Source organism: Kocuria sp. ZOR0020 (genome assembly GCF_000800955.1).
GTDB classification, from domain to species: Bacteria; Actinomycetota; Actinomycetes; order Actinomycetales; family Micrococcaceae; genus Kocuria; species Kocuria subflava.
Genome location: NZ_JROX01000118.1, coordinates 1 through 14695, shown reverse-complemented (window position 1 = coordinate 14695; position 14695 = coordinate 1). Strand labels below are relative to the sequence as shown.

Genomic DNA, 14695 nt, shown 5'->3' with positions numbered 1-14695 from the left:
ACCCCGGTGGGCGTCCATGGCCTGGCCGAAAAGTTCCTGGGTGGCTTTCCCGTCCAACATCGCTTGCGCGCAAGCCACCGCCTCCGGAGTCAGAGCGCGCAGGCACTCGGTCCGACCGGCCCGGAATTCCCGCATGTCAACGGATTCGTACACACTCCGGACACAGCCAAAGGTCGCCAACTGGGCGTAGGTCAGCAGCAACTGCTGCACGGCGTCCTGGCTCACCTTCACATCCAGGGAACTCAGATCAGGTGCCGGCACCGTGACGTCGTGAACCATGAGCTCCGCGCTGACCTGTGTGTAGTCCGCAACCAGAGCGCGCAGTTTGTCCCGGAAACCAGCAGTCATCTCCCAATGCAGCTCCTGGCACGACGACGCCGCCGCTGCAGCACTGTCTTCTGCCGGAACTTCCAACTGCTGCATGCGATCCACCGCGGCGCGCACGGTGGCACCATCAGCTCCACTGTGCTCAAAGTGAATGCCGATCCACTCCGAGTGCAGGTCCAACTGGTAGCTCACAGGCTTGTACGCCCAGGCGTGCCCCGGCGCGAATGCCAGGGACCGTAGGCGATCAACATCTGTTTGGTCTGCAGACTGTTGGGGGTCATTGAGGAGGTCGACCACAAACACCATCTCTGTCAGCCGCTGATAGACCCGCTCATTGGCACGGTTCTGCAGCAACTCCTCCAAGAGTCCGGCGGCAGTCTGACTACCCAGATAGGACACATCCACAAAGGATTCCCCTGCTACTGCCTCGTCCGGGTCAGCGTCGGCAGTGGCTTCCAGCAACTGAGTCAGCATGCTGGTGATGGTGGACGGCGGGAGGGCTGCGCCGTCGTCGTCCGTGATGGGCGTGGTGTACAGGCGCCCGTTGAGGAGCAACCCGATGTGGGCTTGGTCCGGTGAAACCTCCGGGCGGCGCAGTTCATCGCAGTCCGGCAGGGGGTGGCGAATGCCGGGACCCAGGACCTGCCACTGATCCATGTCCAGGTGGTGACCGCGGGGATCCACCTCCTGGGGTGTCTGTCCGCGCAGTTGCTGAAGGTGAACGTGAGCTGCACGGTGAAGGAAGTCCGCGGCGCGCTCGATGCCGGGCGTTTTGGGGAAGCCCTCCAGTTGAAAGGCAACGCTGGTGGTCAGCGGCAGGGGTGTGCGAGTGGTCAGGTAGCTTGTGCGCCACTGACGGGACACGTAACTGTTGCCGGATGCGGACTCGCTGTGTGCAAAGTCCACCAGGCGCCGCTGCAATTGCTCCGCCGGGCCTTTCAGAAAGGCGCGGCCGAACTTCTGCAGCTCCTGGACATCGTCAGCGCTCAGGACCGCACGGGCTGCATGCACCGTGCGATCCACGGTTTCCTGCAGGTCCGGAACAGGCAGAGGCTTGGGCGCCATGGATGGAGAACCTTCCGTCAGGGATTCAGGCGGAGACCAGTCCAACTCCTCCGTCTGCAGGGGCAGACTGTTGCGCGACGTCTTGCTCTCGAGCTTACCCACGGAGCCGAGATCCGACCTCAGCCCCCGTGGGCCGCCTGATAGTCCAACTCTGCCTGGTAGCGCTCAGCGTTCTCCCGGTCCATGGATGCGCCTTTGGTCACTGCGTACCACCACAGGAGGACGAACAACGCGCCCAGCACGAACATGGCCGGGAGGAAGAACCCGGTCAGCAGCATCAGGATCTGCAGGACCCACCCGGCAGCAACGCCCCACGGCTTGCGCAGCACGGCGCAGCACAGGATGAACAGAGCGGCCAGCACAGATCCCACAATCAGCACCCACAGCCGGTGGTCGTGCTCCGGACCCCACAGGCCAAAAACCGTCAGTGCGCCAAAGAACACCACAAAGGCCTCCATGGTCAGCACCGTGGAGGCGAACATCATCTTGATGGATCGCGGCTTCTTGATCTGGTTTGGCCGCCACTCGCGCTGGGCCTTGGTCATTCGTGCCATGAAATCAGTGTCCCAGGATTCGTCGGGCCTCACCGGCAACGGTCACGGAGCCGGTGATCAGAACGGTGGACTCACCCTTCTCAGTTTTCTCGGTCCGTGCTGCCTCGAACGCTTGGGTCAAGGCGTCGTCGACCGTCTCCGCCGAATGAACCGAGCCCTCCGGGAATCCCAAGTCAATCGCCGCCTGGGCCAGGGTCTCCGGAGCAATGGCGCGGGCCGAGTCGGATGCGGTGAACCACCACTGGGCGTCCAGGTGCGAGTAACCGTCCATGAGTGCCTGCAGAATGCCGTCAACATCCTTGTCACTCAAGGCGCCCACCACGGCGTAGAGCCGCTCCGGGTGGAAGGTCTCCACCAGGGCAGCCGCGGAAGCTGCCACGCCGTGTGGGTTGTGCGCAGCGTCAATCACCACGGGCGGGGACGGTTGCATGAGCTCCAGGCGCCCGGGCGAGGAGGCCGCCCCCAGACCGTCACGCACGATGTCCTCAGCCAAGGCCTTTTCTCCCCCGCCCACGAACGCTTCCACCGCGGCAATGGCCACGGCAGCGTTACTGGCCTGGTACTCACCCAACAGGGGCAGCAGCAGGTCCGGGTAGGTTCCCGCCAGGCCACGCACGGTGATCTGCTGGCCGCCCACACCGGGCAGCCGCTCCTCAACGCCGAACTCCACACCCTCGAACCGGAACGGGACACCCAGCTCCTGTGCCTTCTCCAGGAGGACCTGGGCGGCATCCGGATCCTGAGCAGCAGAGACCAGGAATCCTTGGGGCTTGATGATCCCGGACTTCTCCTGGGCGATCTCCCCCGGGGTGTCGCCGAGCCGGTCCGTGTGGTCCAGATCGATCGGCGTCACCACGGACACCGCGCCGTCGGCCACGTTGGTGGCATCCCATTCACCGCCCAGACCCACTTCCAGCACCATGACGTCAACGGGAGCGTCCGCAAAGACGGCAAAGGCCAGCACGGTGACCAGTTCAAAATAAGTTAGCTTGGGTGCCCCGGCCTCAGCCAACCGCGCATCCACAACGACGACGTACGGCGCGATCTCATTGAACACCCGAACGAACGTGTCATCGTCCACCGGTTCGCCGTCCACGCTGATGCGCTCAGTCACGCTCTCCAGATGTGGAGAGGTGTAGCGCCCCACCCGCAGGTCCTGCGCCAGCAGCAGGGATTCGATCATCCGAGCCGTTGAGGTCTTCCCGTTGGTGCCGGTGATGTGGATGACCGGAGCAGAACGGTGCGGGTCACCCAGGACCTCCACCATCTGCTGCATGGCATCCAGCCGTGGCGCCATCTTGTTCTCCGGCGCCCGGTCCAGCAAGAACTGGTAAACGTCCTCCACCGTGGAGGCTTCGGGCAGATCCCAGGACTCAACAGTCATCAGTTCGCCTCCGTACGCTCGACGTTCACGGACACCTGACCGTCCACGGCAGGCTCCAGGACCAGGTCCACCGTCAGGGTCTCGGAGGAGACCAGGTTCCGGTTGGCCTCCAAAGCGTCCAGGACGGGCTGGGTGTCCGTGACCACGGTTCGGATCCGGTCGGACACATTCAAACCGGCCTCCTTGCGGGCCTGCTGGATGGTGCGGATCATGTCACGAGCCACTCCCTCGGCCTCGAGTTCCGGGGTGAGTTCCGTGTCCAGGACCAGGAACCCGCCGCCGGGCAGCACGGCCACGGCACCGGAACCGGCGTCGTCGGACACCACGGTCTCGAGTTCGTACTCGCCCTCCACCAATTCAACGCCGCCGGCAGTCACGGTGCCGTCGTCGTTGATCTGCCAGTCGCCGGTCTTGGTGGCCTTGATGACCGCCTGCACACCCTTGCCCAGGCGGGGGCCGGCCGCGCGAGCGTTGACCTTGATCTGCTGGGAGATACCGAAGTCTGCGGGGCTGGTCTGGGCAGCGTCCAACAGGGTCACGGACTTGAGGTTGAGCTCATCCGCGATGATCTGCTCGAAGGTCCCCGCCAGCTCCTGGCCACCGGGAACGGCCACGGTCAGCCCGGCCAGGGGCTGGCGCACGCGCAGCTTGTGGGCCTTGCGCAAGGCGGAACCTGCCGAGGCGACGGCGCGGGTGGTCTCCATCCGCTCCACCAGAGCAAGATCCTCATCCGAGTGCGGGAACTTGTCAGCGTCGGGCCAATCCGTCAGGTGCACCGAGCGTCCGCCAGTCAGGCCGCGCCAGATCTCCTCGGAGATCAGCGGCAGCAGTGACGCGGACAGTCGCGTGGTGGTCTCCAACAGCGTGTAGAGCACATCGAAGGCCACCGGGTCCTCGTCGAAGAACCGATCGCGCGAACGCCGCACATACCAGTTGGTCACCAGCTCCATGTGGTTGCGCAGGGCCTCGGCGGCACCCCAGATGTCGTAGTCATCGAACTTCTGGCCCACTTCGCGCACGGCTGCGCCAGTACGGGTCAACACGTAGCGGTCCATCACGTTCTCGGACTCATAGCGTTCAGAGGCCTGGTGTCCCGAACCGTTGTTCGCCGCATTGGCGTAGAGGCTGAAGAAGTACCAGGTGCTCCACAGCGGCAGCAGCATCTGGCGGGTGGCTTCTCGGATGCCTTCCTCGGTCACAATCAAGTTGCCACCGCGCAGGATGGCGCTGGACATCAGGAACCACCGCATGGCGTCGGCGCCGTCACGGTCCAGGACCTCGTTGACGTTCGGGTAGTTCTGTAGGGACTTGGACATCTTCTGTCCATCGGAGCCCAGCACGATCCCGTGAGAGATCACGTTGCGGAACGCGGGACGGTCAAACAGAGCCGTGGCCAGGATGTGCAGCGTGTAGAACCAACCGCGGGTTTGGCCGATGTACTCCACGATGAAGTCACCCGGGTTGTGGGTGTTGAACCACTGTTCGTTTTCCATCGGGTAGTGCACCTGGGCATAGGGCATGGAACCGGAATCGAACCAGACGTCCAGGACCTCGGGAACACGGCGCATGGTGGCACCGGCGGCAGCGGCACCCGGGTCCGGGTGGGGCCTCGTCAGATCATCGATCCAGGGACGGTGCAGGTCCACCTGGCCGTCGTCGTTGAGCGGAAGCCGCCCGAAGTCACGCTCCATCGCCGCCAGAGAACCGTAGACGTCCCGGCGCGGGAAGCGCGGGTCATCCGACTCCCACACGGGGATGGGCGAACCCCAGTAGCGGTTGCGGGAGATCGACCAGTCACGGGCATTCTCCAGCCACTTGCCGAACTGACCGTGCTTGACGTTGCCGGGGATCCAGTTGATCTCCTGGTTCAGTTCCAGCATGCGGTCCTTGAACCGGGTGACCTCCACGAACCAGGAGTCCACGGCCCGGTAGATCAGCGGATTCCGGCAACGCCAGCAGTGCGGGTAGGCGTGGAGGTAGGAGTCCTGCTTGACCAGCAGGTTGCGTTCGCGCAGATTGCGAATGATGGTTCGCGAAACCTCGGGGTCGAACACGTTCAGCCGCGCGATCGCAGCCAACGGAGCCTCGGCGGACACCGCGGTGTCCCCGAGCCAGGGCAGGAACTCACCGGAATCGTCCACGGAAAGCACCACGGGGATGCCGTATTCGGCGGTGGCCTTCTGATCGTCCTCACCGTAGGCCGGTGCCTGATGCACCAGGCCGGTGCCGTCCGTGACGGTCACGTAATCGGCCACGATGATCTGCCAGGAGTTGGCCACGTCCTGACCCGGCGCCGGCTCCACCAACGTGGTAGGCAGGTTGGCCAGGTAGTCCCACAGGGGCTGGTACTTCAGCCCCTCCAGTTCAGCACCACGGTGCCGGGCGACGACGGCCCCCGCAGCGGCCTCAGAATCCTCAAATCCCAAGGCCTTGGCGTGAGCACCCAACAGGGCCTCGGCCAGCAGGAATTTCCGTCCCTCCATCTCACCGGTACCTGCAACCACCACGTAGTCGATTTCCGGGCCGACCGCGAGCGCCTGGTTGGTGGGCAGCGTCCAGGGCGTGGTGGTCCAGGCCAGGGCTTCCACACCGGCCAGCTCGGAAGCCAGCTGTTGAGTGGCGGCAGCCGGGGCGTCGTCGTCGACCTTGCCGCCGGTGGCCAACTCGCCGGTCAGGCGGAAGGCGACCGTGACGGTCTGATCGGTGCGGTCCTGGTAGACGTCATCATCCATGCGCAGCTCGTGGTTGGACAGAGGGGTCTCGTCCTTCCAGCAGTACGGCAGAACGCGGTAGCCCTTGTAGACCAGGCCCTTCTTATCCAATTCAGCGAAGGCGTGGATGACCGACTCCATGTACTCGACGTTGAGGGTCTTGTAGTCGTTCTCAAAATCCACCCAGCGGGCCTGGCGGGTGACGTAGTCCTGCCATTCGGTCGCGTACTTCATGACGGACTCGCGGCAGGCGGCGTTGAAGCGGTCGATGCCCATGGCCTCGATCTGCTTCTTGTCGTTCATGCCCAGCTGCTTCATGGCTTCCAGCTCGGCCGGCAGCCCGTGGGTGTCCCAGCCGAAGCGGCGCTCCACTCGGCGACCCTTCTGGGTCTGGTACCGGGCCACCAGGTCCTTGGCGTAGCCGGTCAGCAGGTGACCATAGTGGGGCAGACCGTTGGCGAACGGAGGGCCGTCATAGAACACGAACTCGTTGGAGCCGTCCTCCCCCGCCGGGCGCTGATCAATGCTGGCCTGGAACGTGTTGTCCCGCTTCCAGTACTCCAGCACACGCTCCTCGATCTCCGGGAAACGCGGGGAGGTGGGAACACCCTGGGCATCAGGGTTGGTGCTCGCCTGGGGATACAGCGGCTGGTTCACTTCGCGTACGTCCTTGCCTTGGCTCTACGTCCGATCGACCTGGCTGCAAGGACGCCTCCCGCCCGGTGGGCGGGTGACGCGGTACCACCTCGCTTGCACTCCCCTGAGATTCGACGACGACGTCGGTCGCCCCCGTTCCCAAGCGGATGCCGCTTGATTGCAGGCTGTCACGGGCCTGACCCGTCCGGTTCTACTGAGCCCGCTGAACGTGGCGGCGGACCGTTCTTCCGAAGAGCTCCCCGGTGATGGCCGGATCGATGCTCAAGTCAGGGTCAAGTGTACGTGGTGAGGGCCTGCGATTCACGCCAGAGGGAGGGCCCCGTCGGCTTTCATGTCAGTCCTGGTGCCAGTCCAGGACGTCGAGGCCCTGCCCCAGAGCCTCACGGAGTCGACGCAGATCCCGGGCGGCCGGATTGACCACATGCGGTGTGCGGGCCGCCATGAGCAACGGGAGATCCGAGTGGCTGTCCGAATAGGCGTGCTCCACCGGCAATTGCACGCCCAGGGCCTCAAGGGCCCGCAGTTTGGCGATTCCGCGCACGGGTTCTACACGGCGAGGGAACCGCCATCGGCTTCGGACCATGGTCGACGCAACCACCTCGACTCCGACGAGCCCGGCCTCCTCGCACACCGCCTGCGCCACGGGCGCAGCGCAGGCAGTGACCACCAGCACTCGGTCGCCCCCGTCGAGATGGTCCTGCACGCAGGCCAATGCCGGTGCGGACGTCCGCCCACCGGCAGGACCCGCGTGCTCGGCAGCGAACGTACGCGCCTCCGCCTCATAGGTCGGATCGTCCAAACCCACGGAGGCCAGCCAGATCAGGTACCTCTCGGCGGCCACACGCGTGCGTCGCAACGCCCACGCGGGGATCCAGGCGGGTGCCGTGAGGACGGTCGCGGCTGCCCGCAGTAGGTTGCCTGAGATGCGGGCTTTGAGGAACCGGGCGAAGGAGTCGCCCGCCACCAAGGTGTCGTCCAAGTCGAACACCACCACACGCTGCCGGAAGCAATCGTCGTCCGGGGCACCGTCCGTCGTCGTCATGGGCTCAGCCTATGTCCAGCGCAGGGCCGGGCTGTGGGACCATGGTCGGCAGCCAACATCCGTCTTGACTTCTTGGAGGCCGCAGCTTCATGGCCCAGCGCATCGTCCGCGTCACCTGCCCCGACCGTTCCGGCTTGGTGGGCACCATCACCACCGCCTTTGCGGACCGAGGTATGAACATCCTGCAGCTGGACCAGTTCACGGATGGCGATGCGCTCCCCCAGACTGGCGCCCCGGTCCACGGTGCCTCCGGCGGGTCCTTCTTCTTCCGCGCCGTGGTTGACTCCTCTGCCGAACGCACCCCGGACGACGACGCCGCAGACGCCGAGTTTCACCGCCTCCACGAACGGTTGACCAACTCCCTGGATGCCTCCACGGTGGAGATTCAGCCTTACCCGGCCACCTTGCGTGTGGCCGTACTGGCCTCCCAGACGGATCACTGCCTGGTGGAAATGATCCGCCGCGCACAAACGGGTCAGCTGGCAGGAGAGGTGGTCAAGGTGATCTCCAATCACGATGTCCACCAAGCCCTGTGTGACTTCCACGGCATCCCCTACCAGGTGGTCCCCAACGCGGATCTCACGAAGGAAGAACATGAGGCAGCGGTCCTGGCGGCCATCGGTGACGACGTCGACGTCATTGTCCTGGCCCGCTACATGCGCATCCTCAGTGACGACTTCCTGCAGAAGGCCCCCACGCCGATCATCAACATCCACCACTCGTTCTTGCCGTCATTCATCGGCGCCAACCCGTATCGGCGCGCGCATGATCGCGGCGTGAAGATGATTGGTGCCACCGCGCACTACGTCACGGCTGATCTGGATGAGGGCCCGATCATCGAACAGGACGTGGTCCGGGTGGATCACCGCCACACCAAGCAAGAACTGGTGAAGTCCGGGGCGGACGTGGAGCGCAATGTGCTCTACCGCGCTGTGCGCGCCCACTGCGAGGGACGGATCTTCTTGGATGGGGACCGCACGGTCGTCTTCGGCTGATAAGCCGCCCAACAACCTGTAGCCCTCTGGACGAACCCTCACGGCACTACGCCATCAGTCGCTGATGGCGTAGTCCCGTGAGGGTTCGTCGGAGCACCAACAACTCAGCCCTTGCGGATCACCTTGTGCTGGGCCGCTTGGGCCACGGGGCGCAGCGTGATCAGGTCCAGGTTCACGTGATGCGGCAGGTTCAACGCATATGCGCAGACGTCTGCCACATCCTCTGAGGTCAGAGGCTTCTCAACACCGGCGTAGACCTTGTCCGCCTTGGACTGGTCCCCACCCAGGCGCATGAGCGAAAACTCCGGGGTGTGAACCATGCCCGGTGCCACCTCAATCACTCGCACGTTGTGCTCGGCCTCTTCCAACCGCAACGCCTGCGTCAGCGCCCGCTCACCGGACTTGGCCGCGTTGTAGCCGGACCCACCCTCGTAGGCGTGTTCGGCCGCGGTGGAGGTCAGGTTCAAGATGGTGCCCTCCCCGTTCTGGCGCAGCGCCGGGAGGAAGGCGCGAACCACACGCATGGTGCCCATGACATTGACCTGGAACATGAACTCCCAGTCCTGGTCTTGAGCTTCCCCCACCGGGTCCGTGCCCCGCGCACCGCCGGAGATGTTCACCAGGGCGTCAAGGGTCCCGGACTCGGAAAGAACTCGGTCCCGCAAGGCCTCAACCTGGCCTTGGTCCGTCACATCAGTGGCCACAGGCACCACACCCGTCTCCTGGGCCAGCGCCTCCAACCGGTCCGCACGACGAGCCACGGCGTAGACCGTCCAACCGTCTGCTCGGAGTTTCCGTGCCGTGGCTTCTCCGATTCCGGTGGATGCACCGGTCACCACGGCAATCAGGTGCCGTTCGTGGTCGTTGTTCGTGTGCCCTGTTGCTGTGGTCTCAGTCATGGTGACCACGGTAGCGCGTGCAGCACGCGTCATGGAGGCCATGAACGGTGGTGGATCGGCTACTGTAAGGCGGCTGCGTTCCTGCAGCGAACCGCAAGAACAGGGGGAACCGTGGCACAGCACGGCACCGAGGTCACCGCTCGCATCCAAGGCAGCACCAGCGCCTACGCCGAGTTGATTTTTTCCGTGGCAGCCGCAGCCGGGCCGCAGATTGTGGAGGAGGAGATCAACTGCACGCTGGACGGTCAGCGTGTGGAACTCACGGAGATCGAATCTGTGCACGGAACCCGTCTGCACAAGGCGGTTGTTGAGGCCGGCCAGGTGGACTTCACATACCGCACCGTTGTCGGCACCGCTGGGGCATCAGCTGACTTCGACGACAACCAGGACATCCTCTATCGCCGACCCTCGCGCTACAGCGAGTCCGACAAACTGACACCCCTCGGCAGTGAACTCTTCAAAGGCCTCAAAGGTCAGCAGGCTGTCCAGGCTGTGAGCGACTGGGTGCACAAACATCTCAGCTACGTGATTGGCTCCTCCATCCCCACCGATGGTGCCGTGGACACCTACCTGGCCCGCAGCGGCGTGTGCCGCGACTTTGCCCATCTGAGTGTGGCCCTGCTGCGCGCCTGCCAGTTGCCGGCCCGGCTGGTCTCCGTGTACGCCCCGGGTCTGAGCCCCATGGATTTCCACGCGGTGGCAGAAGTCGCCGTGGACGGCCAGTGGCAGGTGGTGGATGCAACTCGATTGGCTCCCCGTCAGTCGCTGGTGCGCATTGCCACAGGCCGTGACGCATCCGACACTGCGTTCCTGACCTCCCTGCACAGCGATTTCGACCTGGCCTCCATGAAGGTCACCGCCGTGGCGCTGGACGGGCTGCCCACTGACGACCACTCAGGTCCAGTCAGTCTCTGAGGCCGGTCACCCCGCCTGGTAAGCCAGCCAGTCCCGCAGAATTAGAGCGTGGTTGTGCTTGGTGTCCTTGGCGTCGTACAGCAGCGTGACTTTGGGGTGGCGCTCGATCTGCGCGCCCAGCTCAGCGGCTGCTGAATTCTCCTCCAGCTCCGCTCGGTAGCGCTCCACGAATTCCTCCCACTTGGCCGGCTCATGGTTGAACCACTTGCGCAATTCCGGGGACGGGGCTGCCTCGGGCACACGGCAGCCCACATCGGCCTTCGCCTTGGACAGCCCCCGCGGCCACAGCCGGTCCACCAGGATCCGCACACCATCCTGTTCCTGGGGTTCTTCACGCACACGCTTGATCACGATTTCGGTCATGCCCGCACGCTACCCCCGCCTAGTCAGCCGCTACTTGACGTCAGTCACCTACGCTGGAACGACGACGACGAAAGTGAGCCCATGTCCCAGGCTTCCCGCACCCAGCTCCCGGTCCCGGCTGACCGACCCAAGTCATCGGATGATCTGCCCACAGGTGCCTGGCTCACAGAGCTTCACGAGGATGGATACCGTCCCTTCACATGGTCATCCAGGAGCGGGTGGGTGCCGGTGGGGATCGGCGTCGTGGTTCTTGTGGCCACACTCCTGATGGCCTGGGCCATGTGGGACCGAATTCCGGACCAGGTGCCGTTGCACACCGGCGCGGACGGCCAGGTGACGCGTTGGGGCGAAAAGACCGTGACCAACGTGCTGATGGCGCCGCTGGTGGGTGGCGGAGCCATTCTGTTGTCCATGGCAATCATGCTGGCCGTGATGTCTGTGTCCCGTCCACGCCCCTCCACGGGTGTGGTGCAAGACGCCGAGAGCCTGGGCACCATGATCCGGCAGGCCGCCACCATGACCGTGATCATGCGAAGTTTGAGTTGGTCGCTTCAGGCATTCCTGGTGGTCATCTGTGCCCTGGAGATTGCGCGGTGGATCAGCGGATACCACGCTGCATCTCCTGTCTGGTTGTTCGGTCTTGCCACCTTGGCTGTGGTGGTGCTGCCGGTCCTGATGGGCCGCCGGGTACGGCCGATGATTGAGCAAGAGCTCGCCGCTTTGGCCGTGCCCCTGGGACCGGGCACTGGACGTGAGCTGCACGCCTGGCGTTTTGTGACCGTTGTGGATGACCCCGATGCTCCGTTGTGGATACCGTTCGACATCCCGCGCAGCAATTACACGGTCAACATCGCCAAGCCTGCAGGCAAGGTCCTGGCAGCTGGTTTGGTGCTGTTCCTCCTGACACTGGCCGGTTTCCTCCTGCTGACCCCGGTCCTCTTCCCCGCCCAATAGTCCCCTCCCCTTCTCCCGCCGAGTAGGCCGTTTGATCGCTCCTGACCCACTCAGGGGCGATCAAACGGCCTACTCGGCGGAGGAGCGGGGCGGCGTGCGGAGCTCAGCACAGTGACAACGCGGACACCCCACGGGCGCGTGTGGATCCCCGCAAACATGAAAGACTGGCCCGCATGGCTGAAAACACGCAGGGCACAGACACGCCCACCACCGTGAACTACCCGGACAAGCCCGCATTGGAGGGTCTGGAGGAGAAGTACTCGCAGCAGTGGCGCGAGCACGGCACATTTGCCTTCAACCCGGACACCACCCGCGAGCAGGTCTATTCGATCGACACTCCCCCGCCCACGGCCTCCGGCTCTCTGCACGTGGGACACATGTTCTCCTACACGCAGACGGACGTGATCGCCCGCTACCAGCGGATGACCGGCAAGAACGTGTTCTACCCACTGGGTTGGGATGACAACGGTCTGCCCACTGAGCGCCGCGTGCAGAACTACTACGGCGTGCGTTGCGATCCCACGTACTCCTACGTGGAGGGTTACCGTCCCCCGGAGAAGCCCGCCAAGAACCAGCGCGACTGGGATGTGGTCTCCCGCAAGAACTTCATTGAACTGTGTGAAGAACTGGCGGTCGAGGACGAGAAGGTCTTTGAGCACCTCTTTGCCACCCTGGGGCTCTCCGTGGACTGGGACCGCACGTACCGCACCATTGATGATCACTCCCGCAAGGTCTCCCAGCTGGCTTTCCTGAAGGACCTTCAGGCCGGTAGCGCCTACATGGCAGAGGCCCCCACCATGTGGGACGTCACGTTCCGCACCGCCGTGGCTCAGGCTGAGATCGAGGACAAGGAACGCGAGGGTGCTTACCACCGTGTGTCCTTCCACCGTCCGGACGGCCAGAAGGTTTTCATCGAGACCACCCGCCCCGAACTCCTGCCCTCCTGCGTGGCGCTGGTTGCCCACCCGGATGATGAGCGCTACCAGGAGTTGTTCGGCACCACGGTGCGTTCGCCGCTGTTCGACGTCGAGGTTGAGGTCAAGGCCCACCCCCTGGCCCAGCCCGACAAGGGCTCCGGCATTGCCATGATCTGCACGTTCGGTGACCTCACCGACGTCACCTGGTGGCGCGAACTGGAGCTGCCCACCCGCGCGCTGATCGGCCGTGACGGGCGGTTCGCCTCCGAGAACCCGGAGTGGATCAACGACGGCGCCCCCGCCGAGCGCTACGCCAACGTTGCCGGCAAAACCGTGTTCTCCGCCCAACAGGCCGTGGTCGAGATGCTGCGTGACTCCGGTGATCTGGAAGGCGAACCCACGAAGATCACCCACCCGGTGAACTTCTACGAAAAGGGCGACAAACCCCTGGAAGTCGTCACCTCACGCCAGTGGTACATCCGCAACGGTGGCCGGGACGCCGAGCGTCGTGAAGCCCTGATCAACCGCGGCCGGGAAATGACCTGGCACCCCGGCTTCATGCGCTCCCGCTACGAGAACTGGATCGAGGGCCTCAACGGCGACTGGCTGATCTCCCGTCAACGCTACTTTGGCGTGCCCATCCCGGTCTGGTACCCGCTCAACAACGACGGCGACCCCGACTACGCGAACCCGATCCTGCCCAGTGAGGACCAGCTGCCGGTGGATCCTGCCGCGGATGCAGCCCCCGGTTTCACCCAGGATCAGCGTGACGTGCCTGGCGGCTTCACCGGGGATCCGGATGTCCTGGACACCTGGGCCACTTCCTCGCTGACTCCGCAGATCGCTGCCGGCTGGGCCGTGGACGAGGACCTGCACAAGGTCACGTTCCCCATGGACCTGCGCCCCCAGGGTCACGACATCATCCGGACCTGGCTGTTCTCCACCGCCGTGCGCTCGGATTCTCTGGAGAACTCCGTGCCGTGGACCAACACAGCGCTCTCCGGATGGATCCTGGACCCGGACCGCAAGAAGATGTCCAAGTCCAAGGGCAACGTGGTGGTCCCCAACGAGGTCCTGGAGAAGTACGGCTCGGACGCCGTGCGCTACTGGGCCGCTTCTGCCCGCTTGGGCGCGGACACCGCCTATGACGAAGGTCAGATGAAGATCGGGCGCCGCCTGGCCATCAAGTTGCTCAACGCCTCCAAGTTCGTGCTGGGCCAGGGCGTCACGGAAGCCTCCGTGATCGGCGGGGACCTGGCTGACGCAGCCGATGCCTCGGTGCTGACCAACGGCTTGGACCGTGCCCTGCTGGCACGACTGCGCGAAGTGGTCACCCAGTCCTCGGGGGCGTTCGCCCAGTACGAATACGCCCGGGCGCTGCAACTGACCGAGTCCTTCTTCTGGACCTTCACGGACGACTACGTGGAGCTGGTCAAGGACCGCGCCTACGGTGCTCGCGGGGAGGCGGAGCAAGCCTCCGTGCACGCAGCACTGGCCACCACCCTGGACACATTGCTGCGCCTGTTCGCACCGTTCATCCCGTTCGCCACGGAAGAGGTCTGGTCCTGGTGGCGAGCCGGTTCGGTGCACCGGGCACAGTGGCCCACCGCGGAGTCCTTTGCCACCACCGTGTCTGAGGCCGACCCCGGTGTGCTCACCACCGTGGGCCAGGCACTCTCCGGGCTGCGAAAGTCCAAGTCCGAGGCCAAGGTCAAGCAGCGTACGGAGGTCCTGTCAGCGACCATCACCGGCACCGCCGCCCAAGTCGCGCTGTTGGAAGTTGGTTTGGAGGACCTGAAGGCCGCGGGCAACGCGCGGGAACTGACCCTGGCAGAAGGCACCGTTGGGGACGGCGGGCTGCTGGTCACCGACGTCGTTCTGGCCGAGCCGGAGGAAACCCCGGCCGGCTGAC

At 64.7% G+C, this 14695-nt stretch carries 11 protein-coding genes; 4 read left to right on the top strand and 7 right to left on the bottom strand.

Going from position 1 to position 14695, the window contains the following annotated elements; genetic code table 11:
• The 5 genes from L979_RS07825 to L979_RS07805 all read right to left on the bottom strand — a co-directional run.
• A partial coding sequence (locus L979_RS07825) for a choline/carnitine O-acyltransferase (RefSeq protein ID WP_047691256.1) occupies window positions 1-1392 on the bottom strand: 1392 nt, incomplete at its 3' end.
• 119 nt (window positions 1393-1511) lie between these two features.
• The gene (locus L979_RS07820; protein WP_047691254.1) at window positions 1512-1946 is read right to left on the bottom strand and encodes a DUF4233 domain-containing protein; all 435 of its coding nucleotides are present in this window, start codon (window positions 1944-1946) and stop codon (window positions 1512-1514) included.
• Between the two features lie 4 nt (window positions 1947-1950).
• A complete protein-coding gene (locus L979_RS07815; protein ID WP_081994032.1) occupies window positions 1951-3330 on the bottom strand; it encodes a folylpolyglutamate synthase/dihydrofolate synthase family protein in 1380 nt (459 codons plus the stop codon).
• On the bottom strand, window positions 3330-6698 hold the full coding sequence (ileS, locus tag L979_RS07810; protein ID WP_047691247.1) for an isoleucine--tRNA ligase: 3369 nt from the start codon (window positions 6696-6698) through the stop codon (window positions 3330-3332). The genes L979_RS07815 and ileS overlap by 1 nt, the downstream gene beginning before the upstream one ends.
• 334 nt (window positions 6699-7032) lie before the next feature.
• Window positions 7033-7740, bottom strand: coding sequence for an HAD family phosphatase (locus tag L979_RS07805; protein ID WP_047691246.1), 708 nt, complete (start codon window positions 7738-7740; stop codon window positions 7033-7035).
• Between the two features lie 89 nt (window positions 7741-7829).
• On the opposite strand from L979_RS07805, the gene purU reads away from it, so the two are divergent.
• A complete protein-coding gene (gene purU, locus L979_RS07800; protein ID WP_047691244.1) occupies window positions 7830-8735 on the top strand; it encodes a formyltetrahydrofolate deformylase in 906 nt (301 codons plus the stop codon).
• A 104-nt stretch (window positions 8736-8839) separates the two neighbouring features.
• Here the strand turns inward: purU and L979_RS07795 are convergent, their stop codons facing one another.
• Window positions 8840-9634 carry an SDR family oxidoreductase gene (locus L979_RS07795; RefSeq protein ID WP_047691250.1) on the bottom strand — a complete coding sequence of 265 codons (795 nt, stop codon included), beginning with the start codon at window positions 9632-9634 and terminating at the stop codon, window positions 8840-8842.
• Between the two features lie 111 nt (window positions 9635-9745).
• Between L979_RS07795 and L979_RS07790 the strand changes: the two genes are divergently transcribed.
• Window positions 9746-10549 carry a transglutaminase family protein gene (locus L979_RS07790; protein ID WP_047691241.1) on the top strand — a complete coding sequence of 268 codons (804 nt, stop codon included), beginning with the start codon at window positions 9746-9748 and terminating at the stop codon, window positions 10547-10549.
• 6 nt (window positions 10550-10555) lie between these two features.
• Here the strand turns inward: L979_RS07790 and L979_RS07785 are convergent, their stop codons facing one another.
• A complete protein-coding gene (locus tag L979_RS07785) occupies window positions 10556-10912 on the bottom strand; it encodes a DUF488 domain-containing protein (protein ID WP_047691239.1) in 357 nt (118 codons plus the stop codon).
• A gap of 81 nt (window positions 10913-10993) precedes the next feature.
• On the opposite strand from L979_RS07785, the gene L979_RS07780 reads away from it, so the two are divergent.
• Window positions 10994-11866 carry a DUF1648 domain-containing protein gene (locus L979_RS07780; protein ID WP_047691238.1) on the top strand — a complete coding sequence of 291 codons (873 nt, stop codon included), beginning with the start codon at window positions 10994-10996 and terminating at the stop codon, window positions 11864-11866.
• 173 nt (window positions 11867-12039) lie between these two features.
• A complete protein-coding gene (gene valS / locus L979_RS07775; RefSeq protein WP_047691235.1) occupies window positions 12040-14694 on the top strand; it encodes a valine--tRNA ligase in 2655 nt (884 codons plus the stop codon).
• Window position 14695 lies beyond the last annotated feature (1 nt).

Bases quoted from the DNA above. Each gene is read 5' to 3' on its own strand.
- valS (WP_047691235.1), top strand. From the start codon at position 12,040: ATGGCTGAAAACACGCAGGGCACAGACACGCCCACCACCGTGAACTAC.
- L979_RS07805 (WP_047691246.1), bottom strand. From the start codon at position 7,740: ATGACGACGACGGACGGTGCCCCGGACGACGATTGCTTCCGGCAGCGT.
- L979_RS07795 (WP_047691250.1), bottom strand. From the start codon at position 9,634: ATGACTGAGACCACAGCAACAGGGCACACGAACAACGACCACGAACGG.
- L979_RS07820 (WP_047691254.1), bottom strand. From the start codon at position 1,946: ATGGCACGAATGACCAAGGCCCAGCGCGAGTGGCGGCCAAACCAGATC.
- L979_RS07785 (WP_047691239.1), bottom strand. From the start codon at position 10,912: ATGACCGAAATCGTGATCAAGCGTGTGCGTGAAGAACCCCAGGAACAG.
- L979_RS07815 (WP_081994032.1), bottom strand. From the start codon at position 3,330: ATGACTGTTGAGTCCTGGGATCTGCCCGAAGCCTCCACGGTGGAGGAC.
- L979_RS07780 (WP_047691238.1), top strand. From the start codon at position 10,994: ATGTCCCAGGCTTCCCGCACCCAGCTCCCGGTCCCGGCTGACCGACCC.
- purU (WP_047691244.1), top strand. From the start codon at position 7,830: ATGGCCCAGCGCATCGTCCGCGTCACCTGCCCCGACCGTTCCGGCTTG.